Origin of the sequence: Phenylobacterium sp. (genome assembly GCF_016793285.1) — a bacterium.
GTDB lineage: Bacteria > Pseudomonadota > Alphaproteobacteria > Caulobacterales > Caulobacteraceae > Phenylobacterium.
Genome location: NZ_JAEUMO010000075.1, coordinates 1 through 25,729 on the forward strand (window position 1 = coordinate 1; position 25,729 = coordinate 25,729).

A 25,729-nucleotide genomic window follows, 5' to 3' on the forward strand; every position below is an offset into this window, starting at 1 on the left:
CCGAGAACAAGATCGTCTTCAGCCGGCGCGACGTGCTCGCCCCGTTGAACAGTGGCAATCCGACCATTCGCGCGCTGACCGAGAAGCTCGCCAGCGATTACCTTCAGAGCTTCGGCTCGGGCGAGTTCCGCACCGTGGTGCGTTCTCAGATCCTGAACCTGCTTCAGGCCGGCGGCGCTTCGGAAGAAGCGGTCGCGCGCTCGCTGAACATGAGCAGCTCGTCACTCTCGCGCCGCCTGCGGGCCGAGGGTGTGAACTATCGCCAACTGCTGCACGAGACCCAGAAGAGCCTGGCGCTGCAGTACCTCGAGGACGAAGACCTTTCGATCAGCGAGATCGGATTCCGTCTCGGCTTCGAGGATCTGAGCTCGCTGTCGCGATCATTCCGGCGCTGGACGGGGGTCTCCCCACGCGCTTGGCGTCGCCAGCGCCTGAGCTGACCGGGTCAGGACCCTGATCATGCCACCCTGCATGTCGCCTACAGTAGCTCAGACCAAATAACTCGAGATCGCGCGTCGAGCCCGGGCGAGACCCTTTCGTGTCGCAACGCGTGTCGCACGTACCTGCGTCGAGCAAATCGCAGCCGTTGAAAATACGTGGGAATTATTCGCAACACCCGCGCGACATACGGTGCGCAAAGCAGGCTGGCGAGGCCTGCTAAGCATCAGAAAGAGCGATGAAAAGTGTTGGAGGCCTGACCGAGAATCGAACTCGGGTGCACGGATTTGCAGTCCGCTGCGTCACCACTCCGCCATCAGGCCGCCGAAGGTGAGGGGCGGGGACTAACAGAACGGCTCTTGCGCCGCAATTGCCTTCCCGCCGCGGGCGCCTATAACCGCCGCCACGGACTTTCTCCCGCGCCCAAGGATTCCCGATGGCCGACTTCGCCGCCGCCCGCCTCAACATGGTGGAGAGCCAGGTGCGAACGCAGGACGTCACGGACGTCCGGATCCACGACGCCATGCGGAAGATCCCGCGCGAACGCTTCCTGGCGGCCGACCAGGAACACCTCGCCTATACCGACATCGAGGCCGAGTACGCGCCCGGGCGCTGGCTCCTGAAGCCCCGCGACGTGGCCAAGCTGGTGCAGGCCCTCCGCCCCATGCCGGGGGAACGCGCCCTGGCGATCAGCGCCCCCTACGCGGCGGCGGTGATCGAGGACCTGGGTGTCGAGGTCGTCCAGGCGCAGGCCGGCGACGCCCTTCCGGGCGGGACGTTCGACATCGTGGTCTGCGAGGGCGCCGTCTCGCGCGCGCCGGATGCGTGGATCGCGGCGCTTGCGACGAACGGCAGGCTGGGCGTGGTCGAGCGGGACGGTCCGGTGGGCAAGGCGCTGCTTTACGTCCGGTCCGCCGGGACCGTCGGGCGGCGCGATCTGTTCGACTGTTTCGCGCCCGTCCTGGCGGGCTTCGAGCCGAATCACGGTTTCGCCTTCTAGTTGCCGCTGAAACAGCGTGGAAACGCGGCGGTGTGAAAAAAGCTTAAGGTGACGCAGCTTGGCCCACGCGGCAGACGTCGTCATACAAGCCGGCGTCTCTCGCGAGATCGGGGATAAGAAAATGTCGATGAAACTCCGCGGCCGACTGCTGGCCGCGACCGTGTGTTCCGGCGCTCTCTGCGCCGTGGCCGCCCCAGCCGGCGCGGAGACCCTCGCCGACGCCGTCGCGCTTGCCTACCAGAACAACCCGACGCTCCAGGCCCAGCGCGCCCAGCAGCGCGCGCTCGACGAGACCTACGTCCAGGCCCGCAGCGGCTGGCGTCCGACGCTGGGCGCCCAGGTGACGGCCCAGTGGGCCGAGACGCAGACCCCGATCGCCGGCCGCGGCGTGGACCTCACCGGCGACGGCGTGCCGGACAGCTTCGGCGCCGGCGGCGTGCGGCGAAGCAATCGCGGAACGGGCGGCCTGCAGTTCACCCAACCGATCTGGACGGGCGGGCGCGTGGCCGCGTCCGTGAACGCGGCCAACGCCGACGTGCTTGCCGGCCGGGAGAACCTGCGGCGCGTGGAGGCGCAGGTCCTGGTTTCGGTGATCCAGGCCTATTCCGACACCCGCCGCGACCAGGAGGCCCTGCGCATCCGGCAGGAGAACGTGGCGGTCCTGAGCCGGCAGCTCCAGGAGAGCCAGGCCCGGTTCGACGTCGGAGAGGTGACCCGGACCGACGTGGCCCAGTCGCAGGCCCGCCTCGCGCAGGCGCAGGCCCTGCTGCAGCAGGCCGTGGCGCAGCTGGCGATCACCCGCGCCAACTACGCGACGCTCGTCGGCCAGAACCCCGGCGAGCTCGCGCCCGAGCCGTCGCTCGCGTACCTGCTGCCCGACGATCCGGACGAAGCCTACCGCGTCGCCGAGCAGTTCAATCCGCAGCTCCGGGCCCAGCGCTTCGCTGAGCAGGCGAGCCGGGCGCGGGTTGCGGGCGCCAAGGCGGAACGCATGCCCACCGTGTCCGGCACCCTGTCGGTCCAGCACAGCGGCCTGATCGATCCCTACGATCCGCGCGACAACTTCGGCCGCAGCGTCGCGGCGCAGATCACGGCGACGGTCCCGCTCTTCACGGGCGGCCTGACCAGCTCCCGCGTCCGCCAGGCCGTGGAGCGCAACAACGCCGACCGCATCACGATCGAGGGCGTTCGGCGCAACGTGCTCCAGGGCGTCACCCAGTTCTGGAGCCAGCTGATCGCTGCGCGCTCCAACATCGCCTCCAGCGAGGAGCAGGTGCGCGCCGCCCGCATCGCCGCCGAAGGCACCCGCGAGGAGCAGAAGGTGGGCCTGCGCACCACCATCGACGTGCTGAACGCCGAGCAGGAGCTGCGCCAGGCCGAGCTGAACCAGGTCTCTTCGCGCCGGGACGAATACGTCGCGGCGGCCAATGTGCTGGCGACGATGGGCCGGCTGGAGGGCAAGAACCTCGTTCCGACGATCCAGCAGTACGACTCGGCGAAGAACTTCCGGAAGCTGCGGATCACCTGGGGCTGGGTGCCCTGGGAGGAGGCCGTCGGCGTGGTCGACCAGCTGGCGACGCCCTATCCGGCGCCGAAGCCGGCGGACAAGCCCCTCGAGAAGCCGGTCCCGCCGGGCCTGCAGCCGCCGCCTGCGGTTCCGCCTGCCTCGCGGTAGTGCAACGAAGGGCGGCGCTTTGACGCCCGGTGATCGGGGAAATTGCAGGATCGCCGCGGGCGGCCTAGGGTCTAGCCGCCTGGATTCAATCGCAGCGGCAGGGTCATGAGCGAACAGAGTTCCCAAGAGCCGACGATGGAGGAGATTCTCGCCTCCATCCGCCGCATCATCTCGGAGGACGAGACCCCGAGCGAGGGCGCCGCGGAGGCCGCGCCGGCCGCCGAGCCCGTCGCCGAGGCCGCCGAATCACCCGCGCCCATTCCTGAGCCGGAGCCCGAGCCGGAGCCTGTCGCGGCCGCGCCCGAGCCCGAGCCCGAGCCCGAGGCGGCGCCCGAGGAAGAGGAAGAGGAAGAACTCGAGCTCACCCAGAAGGTCGAGACGCACGGCGACCTCGACTTCGTGGAGGTCGAGCCCGCGCCGCCGCCGGTCGCCGAGGCGCCGCCCGAGCCCGAGCCGGCCGCGCCGACGCTGGTCAGCGAGCACGTCGCCGCGGCGGCGGCGGCCACGTTCAGCAAGCTCTCGTCGAACCTGTTCGTCCCGCAGTCCGACCGCACGCTCGAAGACGTCGTCCGCGACCTGCTGCGGCCCATGCTCCAGCAGTGGCTGGACGAGAACCTGCCTACGATCGTGCAACAGGCGGTCGAGGCCGAGGTCGAGCGCATCGCCCGCAGCCGGGTACGCTAGCGGACCGCCGCGGCTATCCCCCGGTTCGTCCGGAGGATCCTTCGACGCCCAGCCTGCCCTTGGCAGGGGGCCCCGGACAAGCCGGGGGATGACGGCCGGGGGCGACAGGTCCCGCGCGCGTCCGTGCGTCGCCGCTTATATCCGTGGACCGGGCGTTCGGACACCGACCGCGAAGGCGGCGGAAGGTGACAGCCCTGCGCGGCGCCGATAGCTCTGCCCCGACCCGGACGGACCTGCTAAACGCACCGGCTCAGCCAGAAACAAGACGATGCTCGACAAGACCTTCGATCCCAAGACCGCCGAACCGCGCCTGTACCAGGCCTGGGAGCAATCCGGCCGCTTCGCCCCGGTGGACGACCCCGCCGCCGAGCCGTTCTCGATCGTCATCCCGCCGCCGAACGTCACCGGTTCGCTCCACATCGGGCATGCGCTGAACAACACCCTGCAGGACGTGCTGATCCGGTTCGAGCGCATGCGGGGCAAGGCGGCGCTGTGGCTGCCGGGCACCGACCACGCCGGGATCGCCACCCAGATGGTGGTCGAACGCCAGCTGGCCGAAAGCGGCAACCAGAGCCGGCGCGACATGGGCCGCGAGGATTTCGTCGCCAAGGTCTGGGAGTGGAAAGCCAAGTCGGGCGGCACGATCGTCAACCAGCTGCGCCGGCTGGGCGCGAGTTGCGACTGGAGCCGCGAGCGGTTCACCCTGGACGAGGGCCTGTCCGCCGCCGTCCGCAGGGTGTTCGTCCAGCTCTACAAGCAGAAGCTCATTTACCGCGACAAGCGGCTGGTGAACTGGGACCCGCACTTCCAGACGGCCATCTCGGACCTCGAGGTCGAGCAGCGCGAGGTCGACGGCCACTACTGGCACTTCGCCTATCCGCTTGAGGACGGCTCGGGCGAGATCGTCGTCGCCACGACGCGGCCGGAAACGATGCTGGGCGACACGGCGGTCGCGGTCCACCCCAGCGACGAGCGCTACAAGGCGCTGGTCGGCAAGGCGGTGCGCCTGCCCATCGTCAACCGTCCGATCCCGATCATCGCCGACGAGTATCCCGACCCCGAGAAGGGCTCGGGCGCGGTGAAGATCACGCCGGCCCACGACTTCAACGACTTCGCCGTCGGCAAGCGGCACAGCCTGCCGATGATCAACGTCTTCGACGACTTCGCGCGGCTGAACGACAACGTTCCTCCCGAATACCGGGGGCTGGACCGCTTCGCCGCCCGCAAGAAGGTGGTCGAGGCGTTCGAGGCGCTGGGCCTGCTGCGCGAGATCGAGAAGACGAAGCATACGGTCCCGCACGGCGACCGCTCGGGCGTCGTCGTCGAGCCCTACCTGACCGACCAGTGGTACGTCGCCGCCGACGTCCTGGCGAAGCCCGCCATCGCGGCGGTCGAGAACGGCGACACCGTCTTCGTGCCCCGGCACTGGGAGAAGACCTACTTCGAGTGGATGCGGAACATCCAGCCGTGGTGCGTGTCGCGCCAGCTGTGGTGGGGCCATCGGATCCCCGCCTGGTACGGCCCGGACGGCAAGGCGTTCGTCGAGGAGACCGAGGCCGAGGCCCGGCGGCAGGCCGAGGAGCACTACGGCCGACCCACCGAGCTCAAGCAGGACGAGGACGTCCTCGACACCTGGTTCTCGTCGGGCCTTTGGCCCTTCTCGACCCTGGGCTGGCCGGACCAGACCGAGGATCTGCGCCGCTTCTATCCGACGCACACCCTGATCACGGGCTTCGACATCATCTTCTTCTGGGTCGCCCGCATGATGATGCAGGGCATCCACTTCACCGGCGAGGTCCCGTTCAAGCGGGTCTTCATCAATGCCCTCGTGCGCGACGCCGAGGGGAAGAAGATGTCCAAGTCCAAGGGCAACGTCATGGACCCCCTGGAACTGGTGGACGACTACGGCGCCGACGCGCTGCGCTTCACGCTCACCGCCATGTCGGGCCAGGCGCGCGACATCAAGCTCAGCCGGCAGCGCATCGAGGGCTATCGCAATTTCGGCACGAAGCTCTGGAACGCCACGCGCTTCTGCCAGATGAACGGCTGCGCCCGCGCCGAAGGCTTCGACCCGGCGGCGGTGACGGCGCCGCTGAACCGCTGGATCGTTGGCGAGACGACGCGGACGGCGCAGGCGGTCACCGCGGCGCTGGCAGACTGCGGCTTCGGCGAGGGCTCCGAGCACCTCTACCGCTTCATCTGGAACCAGTTCTGCGACTGGTACGTCGAGCTCGCCAAGCCGCTTCTGCAAGGCGACGACGCTGCGGCGAAGGCTGAGACGCAGGCGACGACGGCCTGGGTGCTGGACGTGATCCTGAAGCTGCTGCACCCGGTGATGCCGTTCATCACCGAAGAGCTGTGGCTAGCGACCGCCGACCTGGGAGCGAAGCGCGGGGAGGGCGGCTATCTGATGACGGCCCGCTGGCCCGACCTGCCGTCGAGCCTGATCGACGCCGGGGCCGACGCCGAGATCGCGCTGATCATCGCGGCGATCACCGAGGGTCGCTCGGTGCGCCAGGGCTTGAACGTGCCGCCGTCGGCGCAGCCCGCGCTGCTGGTGGTCGAGACGACAGCGGCCCAGCGAGCGGTGCTCGAGGCCAACGCGGCGCTCGTGCAGCGGCTGCTGCGCGTGTCCGAGGTCAGCTTCGTGGACGCCGTGCCGGCGGGGGCGATCCCCTACGTCGTGGAAGGTGCGACGCTGGCCCTGCCGGTGGCCGAGTTCATCGATATCGCCGCCGAGCGCGCGCGCCTGACGAAGGAGGTCGCCGCGCTGACCGGCGAGATCGCCAAGATCTCCGGCAAGCTCGACAACGCGGACTTCGTCTCGCGCGCCCCGGAAGAGGTGGTCGACGAGAACCGCGAACGGCTGGCCGACGCGCAGGCCGCCAAGGCCAAGCTGGAAGAGGCGCTGTCGCGCCTCGGCGCGGCGGGCTGACTCCCATGCCCGCGCCCCAGATCATCGCTGGGGCGTGCGGCTACGGCGTCTGGCCGTCGAACTCTCTGGAGGGCGCGCGGGCCTGCCTCGCTGCGCCGGTGGACGGGATCGAGGTCGACGTCCACCTGAGCGCCGACGGCCATGTGGTCGCCCACCACGACTACCGGCTCGCCGCCGACGCCAGCCGGCTGAACGGGGCCTTCCTGGACGCGGCCGGCCCGCTGCTTCGCGACACGTCGCTGGCCGAACTCCAGGCCTACGACCTCGGTCGGTTCCGGCCGGGCAGCCGCGCCGCGCGTCGCCATCCCGGCGTGACGGGCCTCGACGGTGTCGCCATGCCGACCCTGCCGCACCTGCTGGCGGCGCTCGCCGCGGCGCCGGGTCCCCGCCGCTGGCTCTTCGTGGAGATCAAGACCGACCCGGCCGACTACCGGCAGTCCGCCGATCCGGTCCGCCTGACGGACGCGGTGCTGCGCGACCTCGACGCTGCCGGCTGGGCGGATCGCGCCAAGATCATCGCCTTCGACTGGTCGGTGCTGCGCGACCTGAAGGCCCGGCGGCCGCAGATGCTCACCGCCCACCTGACCGTGCCCGCCGCCATGCACGACCGCATCGTCCGCCTGGAGGGCGGCGACTCGCCGTGGACCGACGGCTGCGACGAACGCCGCTTCGGCGGCTCCGAGCCGCGCGCCGTCCAGGCCCACGGCGGCCGCGAGTGGTCGCCGCACATCTCCGACGTCACCCCCGGGCGCGTCGCCGAGGCCAAGGCCCTGGGGCTCGCCGTCGGTGTCTGGGGCGTCGCCGCAGCCGCCGAGATCGCCGCCATGACCGCGCTCGGCGTCGATGCGCTGACGGTCTCGGGGCCGGACTGGAGCGCCTGAAGGCCGGCGCTACTTCGGCTTGCGGAACCGCAGCATGAACTGGTCGGTCTTCCCGCGGATGGCCGGGACAAACACCATCGTCTTGCGGTCGTCGGCCGGGTTGGCGAAGGCGTTGCTCTCGCCGTCGAACCTGAAGCCGGCAGCCAGGACGTCCTTCTTCACCTGGGCGACGTCGATCCGGTGGATGGTCTCGGTCACGCTCAGCGGCGCGCCGGCCACGGCGGAGTGGTCGAGGATCACGTAGACGCCGCCGGGCTTCAGCGCGTCGTAGACCTGCCTGTTGAAGCCGGGGACGTCGGCCGGGCCCATGAACTTGTCGTAGAGGTCGTGATAGTTCTGGCGGATGAAGACGGCGTCCAGCGAGCCTGCCGCCAGGCCCATCGCGTTCACCGGCGGCGTCGAGAGCATGATGTTGGAGCCCGGCGCCTTCGCGCCCGCTTCGAGCATCGGCACGACCTCGGGGTGGGCCTTTACGACCTCGGCCGGCATCACTGCGTAGAGCTTGCCTGTCGGCCCGACGGCGGCGGAGAACGCGCGCACGAAGCGGCCCGAGACGATGTCGGCCACCTTGTCGCCGGGCTTCACGCCGATGAAGGCGATGACCTCCTCGCGCTTCATCGACGGGTCGGTCATGGCGTCGGCGCCCGGGGCCGGAACCTGTGCGAGGGCGGCCGGCGCGGCGGCGAGCATGAGGGCGGCGAGCGCGGTGGCGAGCTTCATGGCGTTTCCCCTGGTTTGCGGCGACCCTAGCAGAGCCGCGGACCTCCAGAACCCGGTTCTTCGCGAACGCCCGTCGGCGCTTCGCGAGCGGCGCGTGTCCGGACAGCGAACCGGCGTCGCGCCGTCCCGTGCGCCGAGGCGTGGCGCGACTCTCCGCGCGGGCCTAGCGTCCCGGCTCGGATCGTAGCGAGGGGCGTTCGATGCACAGGCGGATGGTGGTGGCCGGACTGGCCGCGGGTCTTGGACTGGCCGCCGCGCCGGCGCTGGCCGACGAGGCGAAGGACGGCAAGGGCGGCTCAGGGGACGCCAGGGACAGGATCGACCTGCCGCCGTTCCCGGCCGACGCCAGCGTCAAGCAGACCATGCGCCTGGGCGGTCGGACGCTGGGCTACACGGTCACCGTCGGCGCGCTGCCGGTGCGCGACGAGAAGGGCAGGAAGGTGGGCGAGGTGGTCTGCACCTCGTACGTCCTGGACGGCGTCCGCGATGTCGGCCGCCCGGTCACCTTCGCCTTCAACGGCGGGCCGGGCGCGGCCTCGGTCTACCTGAACCTCGGCGCCATCGGGCCCAAGCGGGTGCAGTTCGGCGCCCAGGGCGACGCGCCGTCCGATTCCGCGGTGCTGGTCGACAATCCCGGGACGTGGCTCGACTTCAGCGACATGGTGTTCGTCGATCCCGTAGGCACCGGCTACTCCCGCAGCCTCGTCGACCTGGAGGAAACCAAGAAGCGCTTCTGGTCGATCAAGGCCGATATCGAATACCTCGGCCGCATCGTCTTCGACTGGCTGGTGAAGAACGGCCGCATGGCCTCGCCGAAGTACGTGGTGGGCGAGAGCTACGGCGGTTTCCGCGCGCCGCGCATCACCCGCTACCTGCAAACCGGCCTGGGCGTCGGAATCAACGGGCTGGTGATGGTCTCGCCCTACCTGGAGCCGCCGGCGGACCAGGCGCCCGACTTCTCGCCGATGCCGTGGGTGATCACCCTGCCCAGCATGGCCGCGGCGAACTACGAGCGGCAGGGCAAGCCGCTGAACGCCCAGACCATGGCCGAGGTCGAGGCCTACGCGCGCGGCGAGTTCGTCACCGACCTGATGAAGGGCCGCCGCGATCCGGCCGCGGCGCAGCGCATCGTGCAGCGGGTCACCGCCTACACCGGCCTCGACCCGGCCTTCGTGCAGCAGTCGGGTGGCCGCATCGACAGCTTCACCTTCCTGCGCGAGCTCTACCGCAAGGAAGGCAAGATCGGCAGTTGGTACGACACCAACGTCACCGCTCAGGATCCCTTCCCGTGGTCGGCCCAGCGGCGCACCGGCGACACGATCCTCGACGCCCTGATCGCGCCCACCACCAGCGCCATCGTCGATCTGACCACCCGCATCGTCGGCTGGAAGGTGGAAGGCCGCTACAACGCGCTGTCGAACGAGGTCGGCGAAAACTGGGAGAAGGGCGTCGAGCTGCAGGACGCGGTGACCGACCTGCGCCAGTCCGTCGCCACCGACCCGAAGATGCGGGCCCTGATCGTCCACGGCTACAACGACCTGAGCTGCCCGTACTTCGCCTCGAAGCTGATCGTCGACCAGATGCCCGAGCCCGACCGCATCAAGCTGAACCTCTATCCGGGCGGCCACATGTTCTATAGCCGGCCGGGCAGCATGGAGGCGTTCCGCGGCGACGTGATGGCGCTCTTCCGCGCCACCTAGATGATGCGGCCGCGCTGGGCGCGTGCGACGGCGTCGGTGCGGTTCACGGCGCCCAGCCAGGCGGTCAGCCGCGCCACATGGATCTTCACGGTGGCGGGCGAGATGCCGAGCTTCAGGCCGATCTCCTTGTTGGTCCGGCCCTCGGCCAGCAGGGCCAGCACCTCCTGCTGGCGCCTGGGCAGGCGCGAGGCCTCCATGGCCTGGAGCGCGGGCAGGCGCGCGCGGATCGCTTCCAGCAGGAGATCGGCCTCGGCGTTCTTGGAGAACAGCCCCGCCACGCCGCACCTCCGCACCGCGTCCAGGACGTCCGCGTCCGTGATGCCGGTGATCACCAGCAGGACCGCGTCGGGCGCCCGCGCCTGCAGGCCCGCCAGGCCCTCGATCGGCCCGGCGCCCGGCATGCCCAGGTCGACGAGGCAGAAGTCCGGCTTCGCCTCCGCCGCCGCCCACGCAGCGGGATAGTCGCCGGCCTCGGCCAGGTCGAGGTCGGGCCAGCGGTCGCGCATCGCCGCGGCCAGCGCCTCGCGCATCAGCGGGTGGTCGTCGCAGATCAGGCCGCGCATGAAACCGCTTCCGGCGCCGCCGCCCTCAGCCGGACGTAGAAGGCCGCGCCGCGGGTCAGCCCGCGGCGGATCCCGCAGTCGCCGCCCATGAGCTGGACGAGGCCGCGGGTCGAGGCGAGACCCAGGCCGAAGCCGCCCGCAGCGCCCACATGCGCCCCCTGTTCGAAGGGGGCGAAGACGCGCGTTTCGTCCCCCTCCGGAAGGCCGCGCCCGTCGTCCACGACCCAGATCGTGGCCTCGCCGCCGTGGCGACGCGCGCCGAGTACGATCCGGCCGCCGCCCGAGTGGCGGATGGCGTTGGCGACCAGGTTCTCCACGGCCCGGGCCAGCAGGAGCGGATCGGCGTGCATCGCGACCCCGCCGCCGGCGACCGAGATGCCGACGCCCGCCTCCGCGGCCGCCGGGCCCTGAGTGAGGAGCACCCGTTCGAAGAGGTCGCGTGCGATGAGCGTCGTCATGTCGGGCCGCACGGCCCCGCCCTCCAGCTTCAGGTGGTCGAGCATCGCGCCCACCAGGGTGCGCGCGACGGTCAGCGACCGCTTCACGCCGCCCAGCGACGGCGTCTGCTCGGCCGCCCGTCCGCCGGGCTTGACGCGGTCGAGGAACAGCGATGCAGCCTGCAGCGGCTGTTGCAGGTCGTGCGAGGCGGCGCGGATGAACTGGGTCTTGGCGTCGCGCTCGCGTTCCAGGTCGCGGCGCGCGGCCTCGGCTGCGGCGCGGGCGGTGGTGGCATCGACCACGGCCTGGCGCACGAAGCGGCGGATCAGGATCAGCGTGGCCCCGAAGAGCGGCAGGAACAGCGCCAGCACCATGAAGTAGGGCGGTTGCGCCACCAGCAGCCAGGCGACCAGCGAGCCCAGCACCAGCACCACGGCGCTGCGCAGCACCTGGGTCGCCTCCGTCGCCGCGGCGAACTGGATGATGAGGAACCAGGCGAAGAGCACCAGCATCAGCGCCCGCAACTCCGGTTCCGCCACCGGCAGGAAGACCCAGACGCTCCCCGCGGTGGCCAGATTGCACAGGAGCATCCCGCCCTTCGCCCCCGGGATCCAGCGGCTCAGGATCGCCGCGTCGCTCGGCGGCTTCGCGATGAAGCCGATCCAGGCCGCCAGCCAGCCCACGAGGAATACGCCGATCGCGCCGAGCCACAGGCCGAAGCCGAGCGGCTCGGCGCGCCCGGCGAACGTGAAGGCCAGGAACGCGGTGCCCGTCGAGAGCGCCACCCAGGCGGCGATGCTGCCCTTCAGTTCGGTCCGCGTCTCGTTGACGAGGACCCGATTCCGATACGCCAACTCCGACACGCCTCACGTCCCCCGACACGGCGGCGACGATCCGGGCCGGCGCTTTCACTGTCAAGCGAAGCACTTAGGCCGCGTACCTCGCCTCGGGGGCGAGCGCCCGTAGACCATCCGGTCTAATGGCCACGGCGCCGGGCGCGACCTAGCCTCTCAAGCATCCGGCCGGGCGCCCGACCGCCCGCGCGACATTGGGGGAAGTCATGAAGTTCTTTGCAGGCCTCGTGGGTGCGCTGGCGCTCGCCTCGACGGCGCAGGCCGTCACCTATGATGCATTCACCAGCTTCGACGGCACGCAGGGCGCCGGCGGGTTCTCCTACGTCAAGCTGCCGGCGGGGCCGGGCCAACCGGCCTCGCTGCTGACCGCGCCGGCCAACTGCGTCGTCACGGCCGACTCCTGCCTGCAGGACGGCGGCAGCCTTCCGGGCGTCTACAAGAGCGACACGGCCTTCAACGAGGGAACCTACATGGTGCCCGACGATCGGCTGCTCGTGCATCCGGGCGTCAGCAATCCCATCGCCATCTTCTTCACCGCGCCGACGGCCGGGGTCTACGACTGGGACGTGACGTTCAGTATCCTCGACCGCTCGCCGAGCGGCGTGGCGCTCGCGAGCCTCACCAACGTCAGCGGCGCGCCGGTGGCCACGCCGCTCGGCTTCCTGAACACGCCCGGCGCCGCCCTGAGCCGCAGCGGCACGATCTCGCTGGCGCAGGGGCAGTTCTTCGCCGTCATCGTGAACGCCGCCGGCAGCTACTCGAACGACTCCACCGGCGTGAACTTCACGCTCACCTCCGCCGGCGTGCCCGAGCCCGGCGCCTGGGCGCTGATGATCCTCGGCTTCGGCGGTGCGGGCGCGATGCTGCGGCGGCGGTTGCACACCCTCGGGCCGGTCGCATAGCGCCGTCGCCGGTTTGCCTCTGACCCTGGGTTATGCTTGATCGCCTGACGCCAGCCGCGGGCCGGAATCCGTGGCGGCGTCAGGGAGATGCGTGAATGTCCGAGGCCCAGTTGCCGCCCGGTTGGCCTGCCATGTCGATCCAGCAGGCGCACGCCATGCTGGGGGCGCCGGGGTCGCCGCTGGAGGTCGAGGACGTCGACATCCGCGGTATCCCGACGAAGGTCTGGAAGAACCTGCCGCCGTCGATCCGCGCCGTCGTCGAGGCCTCGCGGGCGCACGGCGAGCGGGTGTTCCTGGTCTACGAGGACGAGCGCGTCACGTTCGAGGCGTTCTACCGCGCCGTCTCCGCCTTCGCCCGCGAACTGCAGGCGCAGGGCGTCGGCAAGGGCGACCGCGTGGCCGTGGTCATGCGCAACCTGCCGGAATGGGTGGTCGCCTTCTACGCCGCCGCCTCGATCGGCGCCGTGGTCACGCCGCTGAACGCCTGGTGGACGGGCCCCGAACTGGAGTACGGGCTCACCGATTCCGGGACCAGGGTCGCGATCGTCGACTACGAGCGCTACGAGCGCCTGGTCGAGCACCTGCCGAACTGTCCGGACCTCAGGCGCGTCTACGTCAGCCGCACCCGCGACGAGGACCTGGCCCATCCGCAGGCGACCAGGCTGGAGGACGTCCTCGGCGGCGCCGACGCCTGGGGGAGCCTGCCCGACCAGCCCATCCCGCCCGTCGAGATCGGCCCCGAGGACGACGCCACCATCTTCTACACCTCGGGCACCACCGGTAAGCCCAAGGGCGCGCTGGCCACCCAGCGCTCGGTCAACACCAACATCTTCACGGCCGCGGCGGCCGGCGCGCGGGTGTTCCTGCGCAAGGGCGAGGCGCCGCCCGCGCCCGATCCGCACGCGCCGCAGCGCTCGGCCCTCATCAGCGTGCCGTTCTTCCACGTCACCGGCTGCTTCGCGGTGTTGAACCCGACGCTCTTCTCCGGCGGCAAGCTGGTGATGATGTTCAAGTGGGACGTGATCCGCGCGTTCGAACTGATCGAGCGGGAGAAGATCGTGCTGGCCGGCGGCGTGCCCACCATCGCCTGGCAGCTCATCGAGCACCCGGCGCGCGACAACTACGACCTCTCCTCGCTGGAATCCGTCTCCTACGGCGGCGCGCCCTCGGCGCCCGAACTGGTGAAGCGCCTGCTGGAGGTGTTCCCGAAGTCGCAGCCCAGCCAGGGCTGGGGCATGACCGAGACCTGCGCGGCGGTGACCTCCAACAACGGCGAGGACTACATAAACCGTCCCGAAAGCTGCGGCCCGGCCGCCGCCGTCGCCAAGCTCGAGATCCGCGATCCGGACGACGGCAGGACGGTGCTGGGCCCGAACGAGGTGGGCGAACTCTGGTCGTTCGGGGCCATGAACTGCCGGCTCTACTGGAACAAGCCCGAGGCGACGGCGCAGACCTTCGTCGACGGCTGGGTTCGCACCGGCGACCTGGCGCGGGTCGACGAGGAGGGCTTCTGCTTCATCATCGACCGGGCCAAGGACATGCTGATCCGCGGCGGCGAGAACATCTACTGCGTCGAGGTCGAGAACGTCCTCTATGACCACCCGGCCGTCATGGACGCGGCCATCGTGGCCAAGCCGCACCGCACCCTGGGCGAGGAGCCGGCGGCCGTGGTGACCCTGAAGCCCGGCGCGCACGCCACCGAGGACGAACTGCGGGCCCATGTCGCCTCGCGGCTCGCCGCCTTCAAGGTGCCGGTGGAGGTGCGCTTCTGGCCCGAGACCCTGCCGCGCAACCCGAACGGCAAGATCCTGAAGACCGAGCTGAAGAAGCTGTTCCAGGGCGAGCCGGCCTGAAGACCCGCGCCGACGTCTTGCTGGTCGATCGCGGCCTCTTCGAGAGCCGCAGCAAGGCGCGCGCGGCGATCGAGGCGGGCGGCGTCACGGCGGACGGGCGGCGGGTGGAGAAGCCCTCGGAGCTGATCGCCGACGACGCGGCGATCGAGGCGACGCCCGCCCATCCCTGGGTCGGGCGCGGGGCGCTGAAGCTGGTCCGTGCGCTGGACGCCTGGTCCGTCCCGGTGGCCGGCAAGGTCGTGCTGGACGTCGGCGCCTCGACCGGCGGCTTCACCGAGGTCTGCCTCTCCAGAGGCGCGGCCAGAGTTTACGCCGTGGACGTCGGGCGCGGGCAGCTCCACCCGAAGGTCGCCGCCGACCCGCGCGTCGTCAGCCTGGAGGGGACCGACGCCCGCGACCTGACGCCTGGGCTGATCCCGCAGCCGCCCGACCTGATCGTCACCGACGTCAGCTTCATCTCGCTGGCCAAGGCGTTGCCCGCGGCGCTGGCGCTGGCGGCGGCGGACGCAAGCCTCGTCGCGCTGGTGAAACCGCAGTTCGAGGTGGGGCCGGAGCGGGTGGGGAAGGGGGGCGTCGTCGCCGACCCGGCTGCCCGCGCCGATGCCCTCGGCGGCGTCGTGACCTTCCTCGTTGGCCGCGGCTGGACGGTGAGGGCCAGCGCCGACAGCCCGATCGAGGGCGGCGACGGCAATCGCGAGTTCCTGCTCCTGGCGACCCGTTAGGTCACCGCGCGGCCCACCAAAGAAGAAGGGCCGCCCCGATACGCAGGACGGCCCCAGGCGCACTCGACTTGGAGCTTGTTCAGTCGACGACGGCGTACTTGCCGCTCGCGTCGCGGCAGACGCGGACGAACCGGGTCTGGGTGCGGCCGTCGGGCATGTAGATGGGGCTCTCGGCCAGGGTGCAGCCGTCGGCGCTCGGGCCGCGGTCGGCGGCCGCCGGGCGCTGTTCCACCCACGGATCGGTGCGGGCTTCGCGCTCTGCGCGCGCCGCGTAGGCGTCGCGGTCGTAGTACGAACTGCTGGAAGTCGGCGGCGGTGGCGGCGGCGCGGCGGCGGTGTCGTAGCTCGTCCCCGTGCAGGCGGCGGTCTTGTTGCCGATCACGCCGCCTGCGATGGCGCCCAGCAGGCCGCCCAGCAGGGCGCCTTCCGTGCGGGCGTTGCGGGCCGCCGCGTTCGAGCCGATGACCGCGCCCATGCCGCCGCCGATCAGGGCGCCCGCCGTGCCGCGCTGGTTCGCGTCGCGGCGGCAGGGATCGTAGTTGTAGCCCGCAGAGCCGGGGCCCGAGGCCGATGCCGGATACGACTGCGCCTGGGCCGCGCCGGCGGCCAGGGCCAGCGCGAGGGTGACAGCGCCAGCCTTGCTGATGGCGACACGCTTGGTCATTGGGTATCCCTCGAATCGAAGTGCTTGCGCGTCCTTACGGCGACGCTTGCCGGGAAGATGCGCCGCCCAACCTGAACGGCGCTTAAGAAAGTCGTTCATGTTCGTTCATTCGAGCTTAACCGCGACGCGGGTCATGGAGCGGGCATGAGGTCGCCGAAGCACCGTTTCAAGGGCCGTCCCGATCCGAGGCCCGCGCCGGGTCCGCCGGTCGAGTTCACGGTGGACGCCGTGGGCGGAGAGGGCGACGGCGTGGCCGCCTCGGACCGGGGCGGGCCCGTGTTCATCCCGTTCACGCTTCCGGGCGAGCGCGTCGTGGCGCAGGGTTCCGGCGACCGGCGCGAGCTGGTCGAGGTGCTGGAGGCCAGCGCCGAGCGCGTGCCCCCGCCGTGCCCCCATTTCTTCGCCTGCGGCGGCTGCGCCCTGCAGCACTGGGCGGCCGAGCCCTACCTGGTCTGGAAGGTCGAGCGCCTGCGCGGCACCCTGGCCCGCCAGCACATCGAGACCGAGATCCTGCCCGCCTTCGCCGCCGGCCCAGGCACGCGCCGCCGCGTCGGCCTGCACGCCCGCAAGGGGACCGCCGGAGCCGCTCGGTTGGGCTACAAGGCGCGCAAGTCCTGGGATCTGGTCGACATCGCCGTCTGTCCGATCGCGGACCCGCGCATCGAGGCGGCGATCCCGGCCCTCAAGCGCCTCGCTGCGCCGCTGTTCGAGCACCCCAGGTCCGCGCCCACGCTGCACGTGACCCTCACCGACACCGGCCTCGACATCGACATCACCGGCGTCGAGGCCAGGAGCGGCGGCCTCTCCGCCGACGCCCGCTCGCAGATCGCCGAACATGCGGCCGCCGCCGACCTGGCGCGCGTCACCCTGGCCGGCGACATGGCCTACCTGGCCCGCCAGCCGACCGTGCGGCTGGGCCCTGCCCGCGTGGCGCTCCCGCCCGGTGCCTTCCTGCAGGCCACCGCCGGCGCCGAGGCCGCGATGACGGCCTTCGTCGGCGAGAGCGCGGCCGGCGCCTCGCGCATCGCAGACCTCTACTGCGGCGTCGGCACCTTCACCTTCCGGCTGGCCGAGATCGCGCCTGTGTACGCCGCCGACTTCGGCGCCGGTGTCGTCTCGGCGCTCACCGGCGCGCTGGCCACCGCGCCGGGCCTCAAGGGCGTCACCGCCGAGGCCCGCGACCTCGTCCGCCGCCCGATGCTGGCGGATGAGCTGAAGAAGGTGGACGTCGCCGTCTTCGACCCGCCCCGCGCCGGCGCCGCCGAACAGGCCTTCGAACTCGCCAAGTCGACCGTGCCCCGCGTCATCGGCGTCTCCTGCAACCCCGCCACCTTCGCCCGCGACGCCCGCACCCTGATCGACGCCGGGTTCGCCCTGGAGCGCGTCCTGCCCGTCGACCAGTTCCTCTGGTCGCCGCATGTGGAGCTGGTGGGGGTGTTCAGCCGGTAGTCGGCAGAGTCCTGCTGGAGAGTCGGCGCCTAAGTTCCTCACCCGCGAGCGGGGGAGGAACTTTGTCGGCGCTCATTCTCGGAACAGGTCGATCTGGCCGCCGGGCTTCGGGGGGACGCGGAACCGCGCCGTCGAGAGCGAGCCCCAGCTCTGGTCGAGGCCGTAGCGCTTTTTGGCGGCGGCGAAGCGGGTGGCCATCAGGTCGGCGATCGGGCCCTGACCCCTCATGCGGCTGCCCCAGGTGTCGTCGTAGTCCTTGCCGCCGCGCATCTGGCGCACCAGCGACATGACCCGGCGTGCGCGATCTGGGTGATCGCTCTCCAGCCACTCGCGGAACAGGTCCTTGATCTCGCGCGGCAGGCGCAGCGCCACATAGCCCGCGCCCGAGGCGCCGGCGCCGGCCGCCCGCTCCAGCACCGCCTCCATCTCGTGGTCGTTCAGGCCCGGGATGCAGGGCGCGAACATCACGGTCACCGGGACGCCGGCCCGCGTGAGCTGCCGGATCGCGTCGATCCGCTTCTCGGGCGTCGCGGCGCGCGGCTCCATCGAGCGCGCCAGCTTGCGGTCCAGCGTCGTCACCGACATCGCCACCCGCGTCAGTTGCAGCCGCGCCGCCTCGGCCAGCAGATCCAGGTCGCGCACGATCAGCGCCGACTTGGTGATCACCGAGAAGGGATGGCGGAACGCCGTCAGGACCTCGATCACCCCGCGGGTGATCCTGAGTTTCCGCTCCTGCGGCTGGTAGGGGTCGGTGTTGCCGCCGATGTGGATGAACTCGGGCCTGTAGCTGGCCTTGGACAGCTCCTTCTCCAGAAGCCGCGCCGCCTCGGGTTTGAAGAACAGCTTGGATTCGAAATCGAGGCCGGGCGACAGCCCCATGTAGGCGTGCGCCGGCCGCGCATAGCAGTAGATGCAGCCGTGCTCGCAGCCGCGGTAGGGGTTGATCGAGGACGAGAAGCCCACGTCGGGGCTGTCGTTCCTGCTGATGATCACCTTGGCCTTCTCGGCCTGGACCGTCGTCTCCAGCTTCTCGGGTTCCGGATCGTCCAGCGTCCAGCCGTCGTCGAACGCCTCGCGCTGCTGGCCTTCGAAACGGCCGGTCGCGTTCGACCGCGCGCCGCGTCCGCGCATGGCGTTGGGGATCTGGGAGGTGAAGCCGCTGGACACCTCCTGACGCTAGCTTTTGGCATCGAACGAAACAAGAACAAATGGGCTTGTGACACGCATCGCGGCGCGCTACGCAGGCTGTGGAAGAGGCGACCGACGTATGCGAGCCATCGACGCCAAGCACTACTGGATCGCCGCGCGGTTCGAGCGGCGCGAGGGCTGGGACGCCGGCGCCTATCCCTTCAGCCTGCCCGTGGTGCGCAACCTCGACGAGCTGAAGTTCCATCCCAAGGTCACGTTCCTTGTCGGCGAGAACGGCTCGGGCAAGTCGACGCTGATCGAGGCGCTGGCGATGGCCTGGGGCTTCAACGCCGAAGGCGGGACGCGGAACTTCAACTTCGAGACGCGCGCCTCACACTCGCCGCTCCACCGGTTCGTCCGGCCCGTGCGGTCCACGCTGCGGCCGATCGACGGCTACTTCCTGCGCGCGGAGTCGCACTTCAATGTCAGCACCCAGATCGACGAACTGGGCGTGACCGACGCCTACGGCGGGGTATCGTTGCACGAGCAGTCGCATGGCGAGTCGTTCTTCGCGCTCATCGACAACCGGTTCCGCGGCGACGGCCTCTACATCTTGGACGAGCCCGAGGCGGCGCTGTCGCCCAACCGCCAGCTCAGCTTCTTGGTCCGCATGCACGAACTGATCATGGCCAGGTCGCAGTTCATCATCGCGACGCACTCGCCGATCATCCTGGGCTACCCGGATGCGTGGATTTATCAGACGACCTCGACCGGCCTGGAGCGCGTGGCCTACGAGGACACGGACCACGTTCAGGTCACGCGCGGCTTCCTGAACCATCGGCAGACCATGCTGAACACCTTGCTGGCGGACGACTGAGCTTGCGGGACGGCGCGCTGTGGGTGAAGCACGGCCTATGCTCAGCGTGATCATCGACGCCCGGCGCGACGCCGACCGGCTGCCGGCGCTGCTGGCCCAGCTCACCGCCGGGGCGGTGGATGGCCTGGTGCGTCAGGTGGCGATCGTGGCGGCACCCGGCCAGCCGGGGATCGACGCGCTCTGCGAGGACATGGGCGCCGACGCCCATCCGACCCTCCCGGCGGCGGCGCGCGCGGCGCGGGCCGATCGGGTGCTGGCGCTGCCGGTGGCCTTCCGGCTGCGCGACGGCTGGATCGCGGCGCTGGAGATGCACCTCGCCGGCGGCGGCACGCAGGCGGTGGTGGCGGGCCTGAAGGAGGGCGGCCTGTTCAGCCGCGCGCCGAGCGGCGTCCTAGTCGAGCGACGCCTTCTCGAGGAGTGCGGCGATGGCGTCGACGTCGGCGGGGTTCGCCGCCTGCTGGGTCTGCGGGGCGGGCGGCGGATAGGTTAGGTCGAGCCGGGCGTCCACGCGGCGCGCGCCGCCGGCCAGGGCGTCGAGGGTCTTGGTCTCCTCGCCGAACATCCGCTTGTAGGTCCAGTAGGCCGCCATGACCTTCTCGACGTAGTTGCGGGTCTCCAGCGCCGGCAGGCACTCGATCATCAGGAAGGGGTCTTCGTCGCCCACCTTCTGCATGGTGTTCAGCACCGCGCCGGGGCCGGCGTTGTAGGCGGCGACCATCTTCAGAAGGTCGGGGCCGACGCCGCGGTCCATCAGATAGGCGAGGTAGTCCTGGCCGACCTTCAGGTTGGTGCCGGGGTCGAGCAGCATGCGCGGGCGGCGCTGGAAGCTCCGGTCGCCGGTGGCGAGCGCCGCCGAGCCCGGGATCACCTGCATCAGGCCGTAGGCGCCGGCGTGGCTGACCGCGCCCGGGTTGAAGGCGCTTTCCTGGCGCACGATCGCGTAGACCAGCGCGCGGTCCTGGGTGAAGCCGTTCTTCGGCTCCAGCGGCGGGGCCTGGTAGTCGTAGAGGTTCAGGTACTGGGGCTTCTGGCTGCCCGAGCCCGGGGGCGCCAGGCTGGCCAGCAGCGAGGACCAGACGTTGCGCTCGTCGCTGGAACGGGCCAGGGCCAGGCCGGCGCGAAGCTCCTGGCGGGCCTCCTCGGCGCGGCCCAGTTGGGCCAGCGCGGCGGCGCGGTGGGCGCGCGGGTTGGCGCCCAGGAACGCGCGCATGTCGGTGACGGGCTGGGCCTGCGGCGCGCGATAGCTGGCCAGCACGATCTGGCCGGTCGGTGCGGCCTCGGCCTGCACCATGCGGATCTGCCGCTCGGCGATCATGCCGTAGAAGGTCTGCGGCGACTGCGCGGCCAGGCGCAGGAACGCGGTCGCCGTCTTCGAATCGTCGAGCGCCTGCGAGGAGCGCGCGGCCCAGTAGGCGGCGGCGGCGCGCTGCCAGGGGTCTTCCGCCTCGTCGCGGGCGACCATGGCGAAGTAGTCGCGGGCCTGATCGAAGTCGCTGAGGCGCCAGGCGGCGAGGCCGGCGACCCAGCGTTCGCCCACGTTCACGGCCAGGCGGAAGGCGGTCTGCGCATCGCCCGAATAGAAGGCCTCGCGCGCCGGCTTTGTGATGGCGCTGCGGGCGGTGTCCACCAGCGCCACTTCCGGGGTGGCCAGGCTGGCCACGTCGCCGGGCTGGCGCTTGGCGGCCAGCGAGAACACGCGCTCGGCCAGCGGCAGGTCGCGGAATCGCGCCAGCCAGCCCGACAGCTCCTCGAACGAGGCCTTGTGGGCGGTGGGGTGCATCAGCGCGCGGAACGAGATGTAGCCCGCGAGCGACTTGTCCTTGATCTCGGACGCGGTGAGTTCGGCGCCCACGAAATCGCCCTGGTCCACGGCTTCGAAGGCGGCGGCATAGGCGCGGGCGTCGTCGTCGGAGAGGGCCTTCGTCGAATCGGCGACCGCTACGCTGGCCATCGAGACTCCGGCGACGAGGGACAATACCCCGACGCGCAGGCGCTGTTTTAGCGTCATGCCGTCCTTTTCGCGCACCACGACTAACGCGAGGTTGAGCGCGAAACCCTTTTTCTCATTGTCCCACCGGTGGGAGGCTAAGGCGGCGCACCGGCCGGATCAAGCGGCGGATTGAAGCTCGACCTTGACCACCCATCATCCGCGTGGCGGACGATCCAGCCGCTCGGCCAGGGTGAGCAGGTCCTGCCAAGCCTGCTTCTTGGCGCCCGGCTGGCGCAGCAGGAAGGCCGGGTGGAGCGTCGGCATGGCCGGCAGCTCCCGGCTTCCGTCGGCGGAGGTCCATTCGAAGAACCGCCCGCGCATCTTCATGATGCCTTCCTCGCGCTTGAGGATAGACTTCGCGGAGGGCGCGCCGACCAGCAGCAGCATCTTCGGCTCCACCAGGGCGATCATCCGTTCGAGGAACGGCGCGCAGATCGCCTGCTCGAACTGGGACGGGTCGCGGTTGCCGGGCGGCCGCCAGAAGACGGTGTTGGTGATCAGGACCCGGCCTTCGAGGCCCGCGGCGGCGAACATCCGGTCCAGCAGCTTGCCCGAACGCCCGACGAAGGGCTCGCCCCGCGCATCCTCCTCCGCGCCCGGCCCCTCGCCGATCACCAGCAGGGGCGCGGCGGGCTCGCCGCGGTAGACGACGGCCCGGGTCGCCGCACCGGCGGTGCGCAGGGGGCAGCCGTCGAAGGCGGCGATGGCGGCGGCCAGGTCCTCCAGGCTCGCGGCGCCGGCGGCGGCGGCCTGTGCGGCCGCGACCGCGCCGGAGACGTCCGACGGGGCCGGGACGCCGATGCGGGGCGGGGCGGCGGGCGAGCTGACGGACGCCACCGGCGCCGGGCGCGGAGGCGGCACGAACCGGCCCGCCTCGATCCGGTCGACCGGATCGTCCAGCAGCATGGCGTCGACGCCGGCGTCGGCCCAGAAGGCGAGCAGGCTCTCGGCGAGCTGACGGTCGCCAAAGTGGCGCTCGGGCGGGTCGGCGGCGGCCGGCATAAGGTCTCTGTTCACTCGCACGGTGGCTTGGTCCACTCTTCGCGCGAAGCGCCCGGCTTGTCAGCCGGGAATGCCCCGGGGGAGGCGACGAGGATGGGACGGCGGGCCGCGACACTGATCCTGGCGCTGGCCCTCGCAGGGCCTGCGGCGGCGCAGCCGGCGAAGGAGCACGCCGATTTCGTCGCCGAGCTGGGCGGCGTCTACTCGGGCCCGCAGGCCCGCTACGTGTCCCAGGTCGGACAGCGGATGGCGCAGGCGGCGGGCATCCGCCAGAACTGCTCGTTCACGGTGCTGGACACCGAGGTGGTCAACGCCTTCACGGCGCCGCCCGGATGCTACGTCTACGTCACGCGCGGCCTGCTCTCGATCATGAACTCCGAGGCGGAGCTCGCCGCCGTCCTGGGTCACGAACTCGGCCACGTCGCCGCCAGCCACGCGCAACGGCAGCAGAACGCCGAGGCGCTCTCGGGCCTCGCAGCCTCGTTGATCGGCGCCGCCACGAAGTCGGACCTGGCGGGCGCGGTCGCGGGCCGGGTCGCGAAGCTGGGGACGCTGAGCTACTCGCGCAGCCAGGAGTACGAGGCCGACACGCTCGCCATCCGCTATCTGCCGCGGGCGGGCTATGCGCCGGACGGGCTCACCCGCGTGCTCGGCGACCTCCAGCGAGAGGACGCCTACACCACCCGCGTCAGGGGCAAGACCGGCGGAACGCCCGTGTGGGCCCGCACCCACCCCCTCACCACCGACCGCATCGCCCGCGCCCAGGCCGCGGCGACGGCCAGCACGGCCGGCGGACCGCTGCTGATCGAGGAGACCGCCTACCTCCTGGCCGTCGATGGGATGCCCTACGACGACGACCCCGTGCAGGGGCTGGTGCGGGGCGGGGCCTACATCCATCCGGCGCTGAGGATCCGCTTCGACGCCCCGCGCGGCTTCGCCATGGCGAACGAGCCCGAGGCGGTGCGGGTCACGGGCCCCGACGGGATGCTGGCCGAGTTCTCCGGCGGGACCGCGACGGCGCGCCAACTGCCGGGCTACGCCGAGAAGGCGCTGCGCGCGATCATCCGCCAGGGCCGCAGCGAGATGGGCGGGGCCCGGCGCGTCGCCATCAACGGCATGGAGGCGGTGGTCCTGGAGGCGCGCGCCTTCTCGGGCGGCCGCCCGGTCGACCTGATCTGCGTGGCCTACAACCTGGGCGGCGACGAGACCTACCACTTCGTCGCCATGGCGCCGGCGGGCCGCATGACGGCGTTCCAGCCGATGTTCGATTCCTTCCGCCGGCTGCCCGAGCGGGAGGCCGCCTCGGTGGCGGGCCGCCGCATCGCCGTGGCCACCGCGCGAAACGGCGATACGGCCGAGTCGCTGTCGGCGCGGATGACGGGCGACGGCGACCGGCTCGCGCTGTTCCGGATGCTGAACGGGCTCGAGCCCGGAGAGGCCGTCCGGCCGGGGCGGCAGGTCAAGCTGGTGGTCGACGGGCGGCCCTGACCGGCGCCTTCGCGCTTGACCGCCGCAGTGTGACATTCCGATAAGACCTGAAAGGCGTCGGCGGGGCTGCCCGGCGCAGAGCGGCGAGGGGACGACGATGAGCGAAGCCATCCAACGGGAAGCGATGGAGTACGACGTCGTCATCGTCGGCGCGGGGCCGTCGGGCCTGGCCGCCGCGATCCGGCTGAAGCAGATCAATCCCGAGCTGACCGTCGCTGTCCTGGAGAAGGGCGCCGAGGTCGGCGCGCACATCCTCTCGGGCGCAGTGATCGACCCGAAGGGCCTGGCCGAACTCATCCCCGACTGGAAGGCCAAGGGCGCGCCGCTGGAGACGCCGGTCACCAGGGACGAGTTCATCCTGCTGGGTCCGCAGGGCAGCCTGTCGCTGCCGATGTTCCTGATGCCGCCCTTCATGAACAACCACGGCAACTACATCGCCTCCCTGGGCAACGTGTGCCGCTGGCTGGCGGGCCAGGCCGAGGAGCTGGGCGTCGAGATCTATCCCGGGATGGCGGCTTCGGCCCCGGTCTTCGAAGGCGACACGCTGGTGGGCGTCGTGGCGGGCGAGTTCGGCCTGGGCAAGGACGGCAAGCCCGGCCCCAGCTACGAGCCCGGCATGGAGTTGCGCGGCAAGTATGTCTTCATCGGCGAGGGCGTGCGCGGCTCGCTCGCCAAGGTGCTCCGCAAGAAGTACGGCCTGGGCAAGGACGCCGACGTCGAGAAGTACGGCATCGGCATCAAGGAGTTGTGGCAGGTTCCGAACGAAGTCTTCAGCCCGGGCCTGGCGACCCACACCACCGGCTGGCCCCTCGACGACAAGTCGGGCGGCGGCAGCTTCATGTACCACTTCGGCGACAATCTGGTGGCTATCGGCTACGTGACACACCTGGGCTACAAGAACCCCTGGCTGTCGCCCTTCGACGAGTTCCAGCGCTTCAAGCACCATCCCGAGGTGGCCAAGTACCTGGTCGGCGGCAAGCGCATCGCCTACGGCGCCCGCGCCATCTCGGAAGGCGGCCTCCAGTCGATCCCGAAGCTCTACTTCCCCGGCGGGGTCCTGCTGGGCGACAGCGCCGGCTTCGTGAACGTGCCGCGGATCAAGGGCAGCCATGCGGCGATCAAGTCGGGCATCATGGCCGCCGACGCCGCCGCCGCCGCCATCGCCGAGGGCCGCTCGGGCGACGAACTCGCCGCCTACAAGGAGAGCTTCGACCGCTCGTGGCTCCGGAAGGAGCTGCACACGGTCCGCAACGCCAAGCCGATCCTGTCGAAGTTCGGCACCAAGATCGGCGGCGCGCTCGGCATGTTCGAGATGTGGACGACCTACCTGCTGGGCGGCTTCTCGTTCTTCGGGACGCTGAAGCACGGCAAGAACGACGCCGACTCCACCGGCAAGGCCAGCGACTACAAGCCGATCGTCTATCCGAAGCCGGACGGCGTACTGAGCTTCGACAAGCTCTCCAGCGTCTTCCTGTCGTCGACCAACCATGACGAGAGCCAGCCGGCGCACCTGCACCTGCGCGATCCCTCGATCCCGATCGACGTGAACCTGCCGAAATATGGGGAGCCCGCGCGCCTCTACTGTCCGGCGGGCGTCTACGAGGTGCTGTACGACGAGGGCGGCCAGAACCCCAAGTTCCAGATCAACTTCCAGAACTGCGTCCACTGCAAGACCTGCGACATCAAGGATCCGTCGCAGAACATCGACTGGACGACGCCCCAGGGCGGCGACGGGCCGAACTACCCGAATATGTGAGGGCGCGACG

General features: G+C 70.8%; 22 protein-coding genes and 1 tRNA gene. 15 read left to right on the forward strand and 8 right to left on the reverse strand.

Annotated elements, in window-relative coordinates; all coding sequences use genetic code 11:
* Nucleotides 1–440, forward strand: a 440-nt coding sequence (locus tag JNL41_RS07845) for an AraC family transcriptional regulator (RefSeq protein WP_293473733.1), incomplete at its 5' end; no start/stop codon positions are given.
* 247 nt (nt 441–687) lie between these two features.
* Here JNL41_RS07845 and JNL41_RS07850 read toward each other — a convergent pair.
* A tRNA-Cys gene (locus JNL41_RS07850) sits at nt 688–761 on the reverse strand.
* A gap of 113 nt (nt 762–874) precedes the next feature.
* Between JNL41_RS07850 and JNL41_RS07855 the strand changes: the two genes are divergently transcribed.
* From JNL41_RS07855 to JNL41_RS07875, 5 genes are all read left to right on the forward strand, one after another.
* The gene (locus tag JNL41_RS07855) at nt 875–1,438 is read left to right on the forward strand and encodes a protein-L-isoaspartate O-methyltransferase (protein WP_293473735.1); all 564 of its coding nucleotides are present in this window, start codon (nt 875–877) and stop codon (nt 1,436–1,438) included.
* A 121-nt stretch (nt 1,439–1,559) separates the two neighbouring features.
* Entirely contained in the window at nt 1,560–3,113 is a 1,554-nt protein-coding gene (locus tag JNL41_RS07860; RefSeq protein ID WP_293473737.1) for a TolC family outer membrane protein, read from the forward strand.
* Nucleotides 3,114–3,218: 105 nt separating this feature from the next.
* The gene (locus JNL41_RS07865; RefSeq protein ID WP_293473738.1) at nt 3,219–3,797 is read left to right on the forward strand and encodes a DUF2497 domain-containing protein; all 579 of its coding nucleotides are present in this window, start codon (nt 3,219–3,221) and stop codon (nt 3,795–3,797) included.
* Between the two features lie 268 nt (nt 3,798–4,065).
* Nucleotides 4,066–6,732 (forward strand): valine--tRNA ligase, encoded by a 2,667-nt coding sequence (locus tag JNL41_RS07870; protein WP_293473740.1) that lies wholly within the window; start codon nt 4,066–4,068, stop codon nt 6,730–6,732.
* A gap of 5 nt (nt 6,733–6,737) precedes the next feature.
* The gene (locus tag JNL41_RS07875; protein WP_293473742.1) at nt 6,738–7,613 is read left to right on the forward strand and encodes a glycerophosphodiester phosphodiesterase family protein; all 876 of its coding nucleotides are present in this window, start codon (nt 6,738–6,740) and stop codon (nt 7,611–7,613) included.
* 9 nt (nt 7,614–7,622) lie between these two features.
* On the opposite strand, the gene JNL41_RS07880 is transcribed toward JNL41_RS07875, so the two are convergent.
* Nucleotides 7,623–8,333, reverse strand: coding sequence for a methyltransferase (locus JNL41_RS07880; protein WP_293473744.1), 711 nt, complete (start codon nt 8,331–8,333; stop codon nt 7,623–7,625).
* Between the two features lie 200 nt (nt 8,334–8,533).
* Here JNL41_RS07880 and JNL41_RS07885 point away from each other — a divergent pair, with 200 nt between their 5' ends.
* Nucleotides 8,534–10,033 carry a peptidase S10 gene (locus JNL41_RS07885; protein ID WP_293473746.1) on the forward strand — a complete coding sequence of 500 codons (1,500 nt, stop codon included), beginning with the start codon at nt 8,534–8,536 and terminating at the stop codon, nt 10,031–10,033.
* Here JNL41_RS07885 and JNL41_RS07890 read toward each other — a convergent pair.
* On the reverse strand, nt 10,030–10,596 hold the full coding sequence (locus JNL41_RS07890; protein ID WP_293473748.1) for a response regulator transcription factor: 567 nt from the start codon (nt 10,594–10,596) through the stop codon (nt 10,030–10,032). The genes JNL41_RS07885 and JNL41_RS07890 overlap by 4 nt on opposite strands.
* Entirely contained in the window at nt 10,584–11,888 is a 1,305-nt protein-coding gene (locus tag JNL41_RS07895; RefSeq protein ID WP_293473750.1) for a HAMP domain-containing sensor histidine kinase, read from the reverse strand. Before JNL41_RS07895 ends, JNL41_RS07890 begins: the two co-directional genes overlap by 13 nt.
* Nucleotides 11,889–12,094: 206 nt before the next feature.
* Here JNL41_RS07895 and JNL41_RS07900 point away from each other — a divergent pair, with 206 nt between their 5' ends.
* The 3 genes from JNL41_RS07900 to JNL41_RS07910 all read left to right on the forward strand — a co-directional run bounded on the left by JNL41_RS07900 (nt 12,095) and on the right by JNL41_RS07910 (nt 15,365).
* Nucleotides 12,095–12,790 carry a PEPxxWA-CTERM sorting domain-containing protein gene (locus JNL41_RS07900; RefSeq protein ID WP_293473771.1) on the forward strand — a complete coding sequence of 232 codons (696 nt, stop codon included), beginning with the start codon at nt 12,095–12,097 and terminating at the stop codon, nt 12,788–12,790.
* 95 nt (nt 12,791–12,885) lie between these two features.
* Entirely contained in the window at nt 12,886–14,643 is a 1,758-nt protein-coding gene (locus JNL41_RS07905) for a class I adenylate-forming enzyme family protein (RefSeq protein ID WP_293473773.1), read from the forward strand.
* 17 nt (nt 14,644–14,660) lie between these two features.
* Complete coding sequence (locus tag JNL41_RS07910) at nt 14,661–15,365, forward strand: TlyA family RNA methyltransferase (RefSeq protein ID WP_293473775.1); 705 nt, start codon at nt 14,661–14,663, stop codon at nt 15,363–15,365.
* 79 nt (nt 15,366–15,444) lie between these two features.
* Here JNL41_RS07910 and JNL41_RS07915 read toward each other — a convergent pair whose 3' ends face one another.
* Nucleotides 15,445–16,029, reverse strand: a complete 585-nt coding sequence (locus JNL41_RS07915) for a glycine zipper 2TM domain-containing protein (protein WP_293473777.1) — start codon at nt 16,027–16,029, stop codon at nt 15,445–15,447.
* A 144-nt stretch (nt 16,030–16,173) separates the two neighbouring features.
* On the opposite strand from JNL41_RS07915, the gene JNL41_RS07920 reads away from it, so the two are divergent.
* Nucleotides 16,174–17,478 (forward strand): class I SAM-dependent RNA methyltransferase, encoded by a 1,305-nt coding sequence (locus tag JNL41_RS07920; RefSeq protein WP_293473779.1) that lies wholly within the window; start codon nt 16,174–16,176, stop codon nt 17,476–17,478.
* Between the two features lie 72 nt (nt 17,479–17,550).
* On the opposite strand, the gene JNL41_RS07925 is transcribed toward JNL41_RS07920, so the two are convergent.
* Complete coding sequence (locus JNL41_RS07925; protein WP_293473806.1) at nt 17,551–18,609, reverse strand: PA0069 family radical SAM protein; 1,059 nt, start codon at nt 18,607–18,609, stop codon at nt 17,551–17,553.
* 136 nt (nt 18,610–18,745) lie between these two features.
* On the opposite strand from JNL41_RS07925, the gene JNL41_RS07930 reads away from it, so the two are divergent.
* Both JNL41_RS07930 and JNL41_RS07935 read left to right on the forward strand, forming a co-directional pair.
* On the forward strand, nt 18,746–19,483 hold the full coding sequence (locus JNL41_RS07930) for an AAA family ATPase (RefSeq protein ID WP_293473781.1): 738 nt from the start codon (nt 18,746–18,748) through the stop codon (nt 19,481–19,483).
* Between the two features lie 37 nt (nt 19,484–19,520).
* On the forward strand, nt 19,521–19,973 hold the full coding sequence (locus tag JNL41_RS07935; protein WP_293473783.1) for a cell wall biosynthesis glycosyltransferase: 453 nt from the start codon (nt 19,521–19,523) through the stop codon (nt 19,971–19,973).
* Here the strand turns inward: JNL41_RS07935 and JNL41_RS07940 are convergent.
* Nucleotides 19,875–21,491, reverse strand: coding sequence for a lytic transglycosylase domain-containing protein (locus JNL41_RS07940; protein WP_293473785.1), 1,617 nt, complete (start codon nt 21,489–21,491; stop codon nt 19,875–19,877). The two genes, JNL41_RS07935 and JNL41_RS07940, sit on opposite strands and share 99 nt — an antisense overlap.
* Before the next feature lie 135 nt (nt 21,492–21,626).
* Complete coding sequence (locus JNL41_RS07945; protein ID WP_293473808.1) at nt 21,627–22,475, reverse strand: uracil-DNA glycosylase; 849 nt, start codon at nt 22,473–22,475, stop codon at nt 21,627–21,629.
* A 93-nt stretch (nt 22,476–22,568) separates the two neighbouring features.
* On the opposite strand from JNL41_RS07945, the gene JNL41_RS07950 reads away from it, so the two are divergent.
* Both JNL41_RS07950 and JNL41_RS07955 read left to right on the forward strand, forming a co-directional pair.
* Nucleotides 22,569–23,963, forward strand: a complete 1,395-nt coding sequence (locus tag JNL41_RS07950) for a M48 family metalloprotease (RefSeq protein WP_293473787.1) — start codon at nt 22,569–22,571, stop codon at nt 23,961–23,963.
* 97 nt (nt 23,964–24,060) lie between these two features.
* Entirely contained in the window at nt 24,061–25,719 is a 1,659-nt protein-coding gene (locus JNL41_RS07955) for an electron transfer flavoprotein-ubiquinone oxidoreductase (RefSeq protein WP_293473788.1), read from the forward strand.
* Nucleotides 25,720–25,729: the final 10 nt, after the last annotated feature.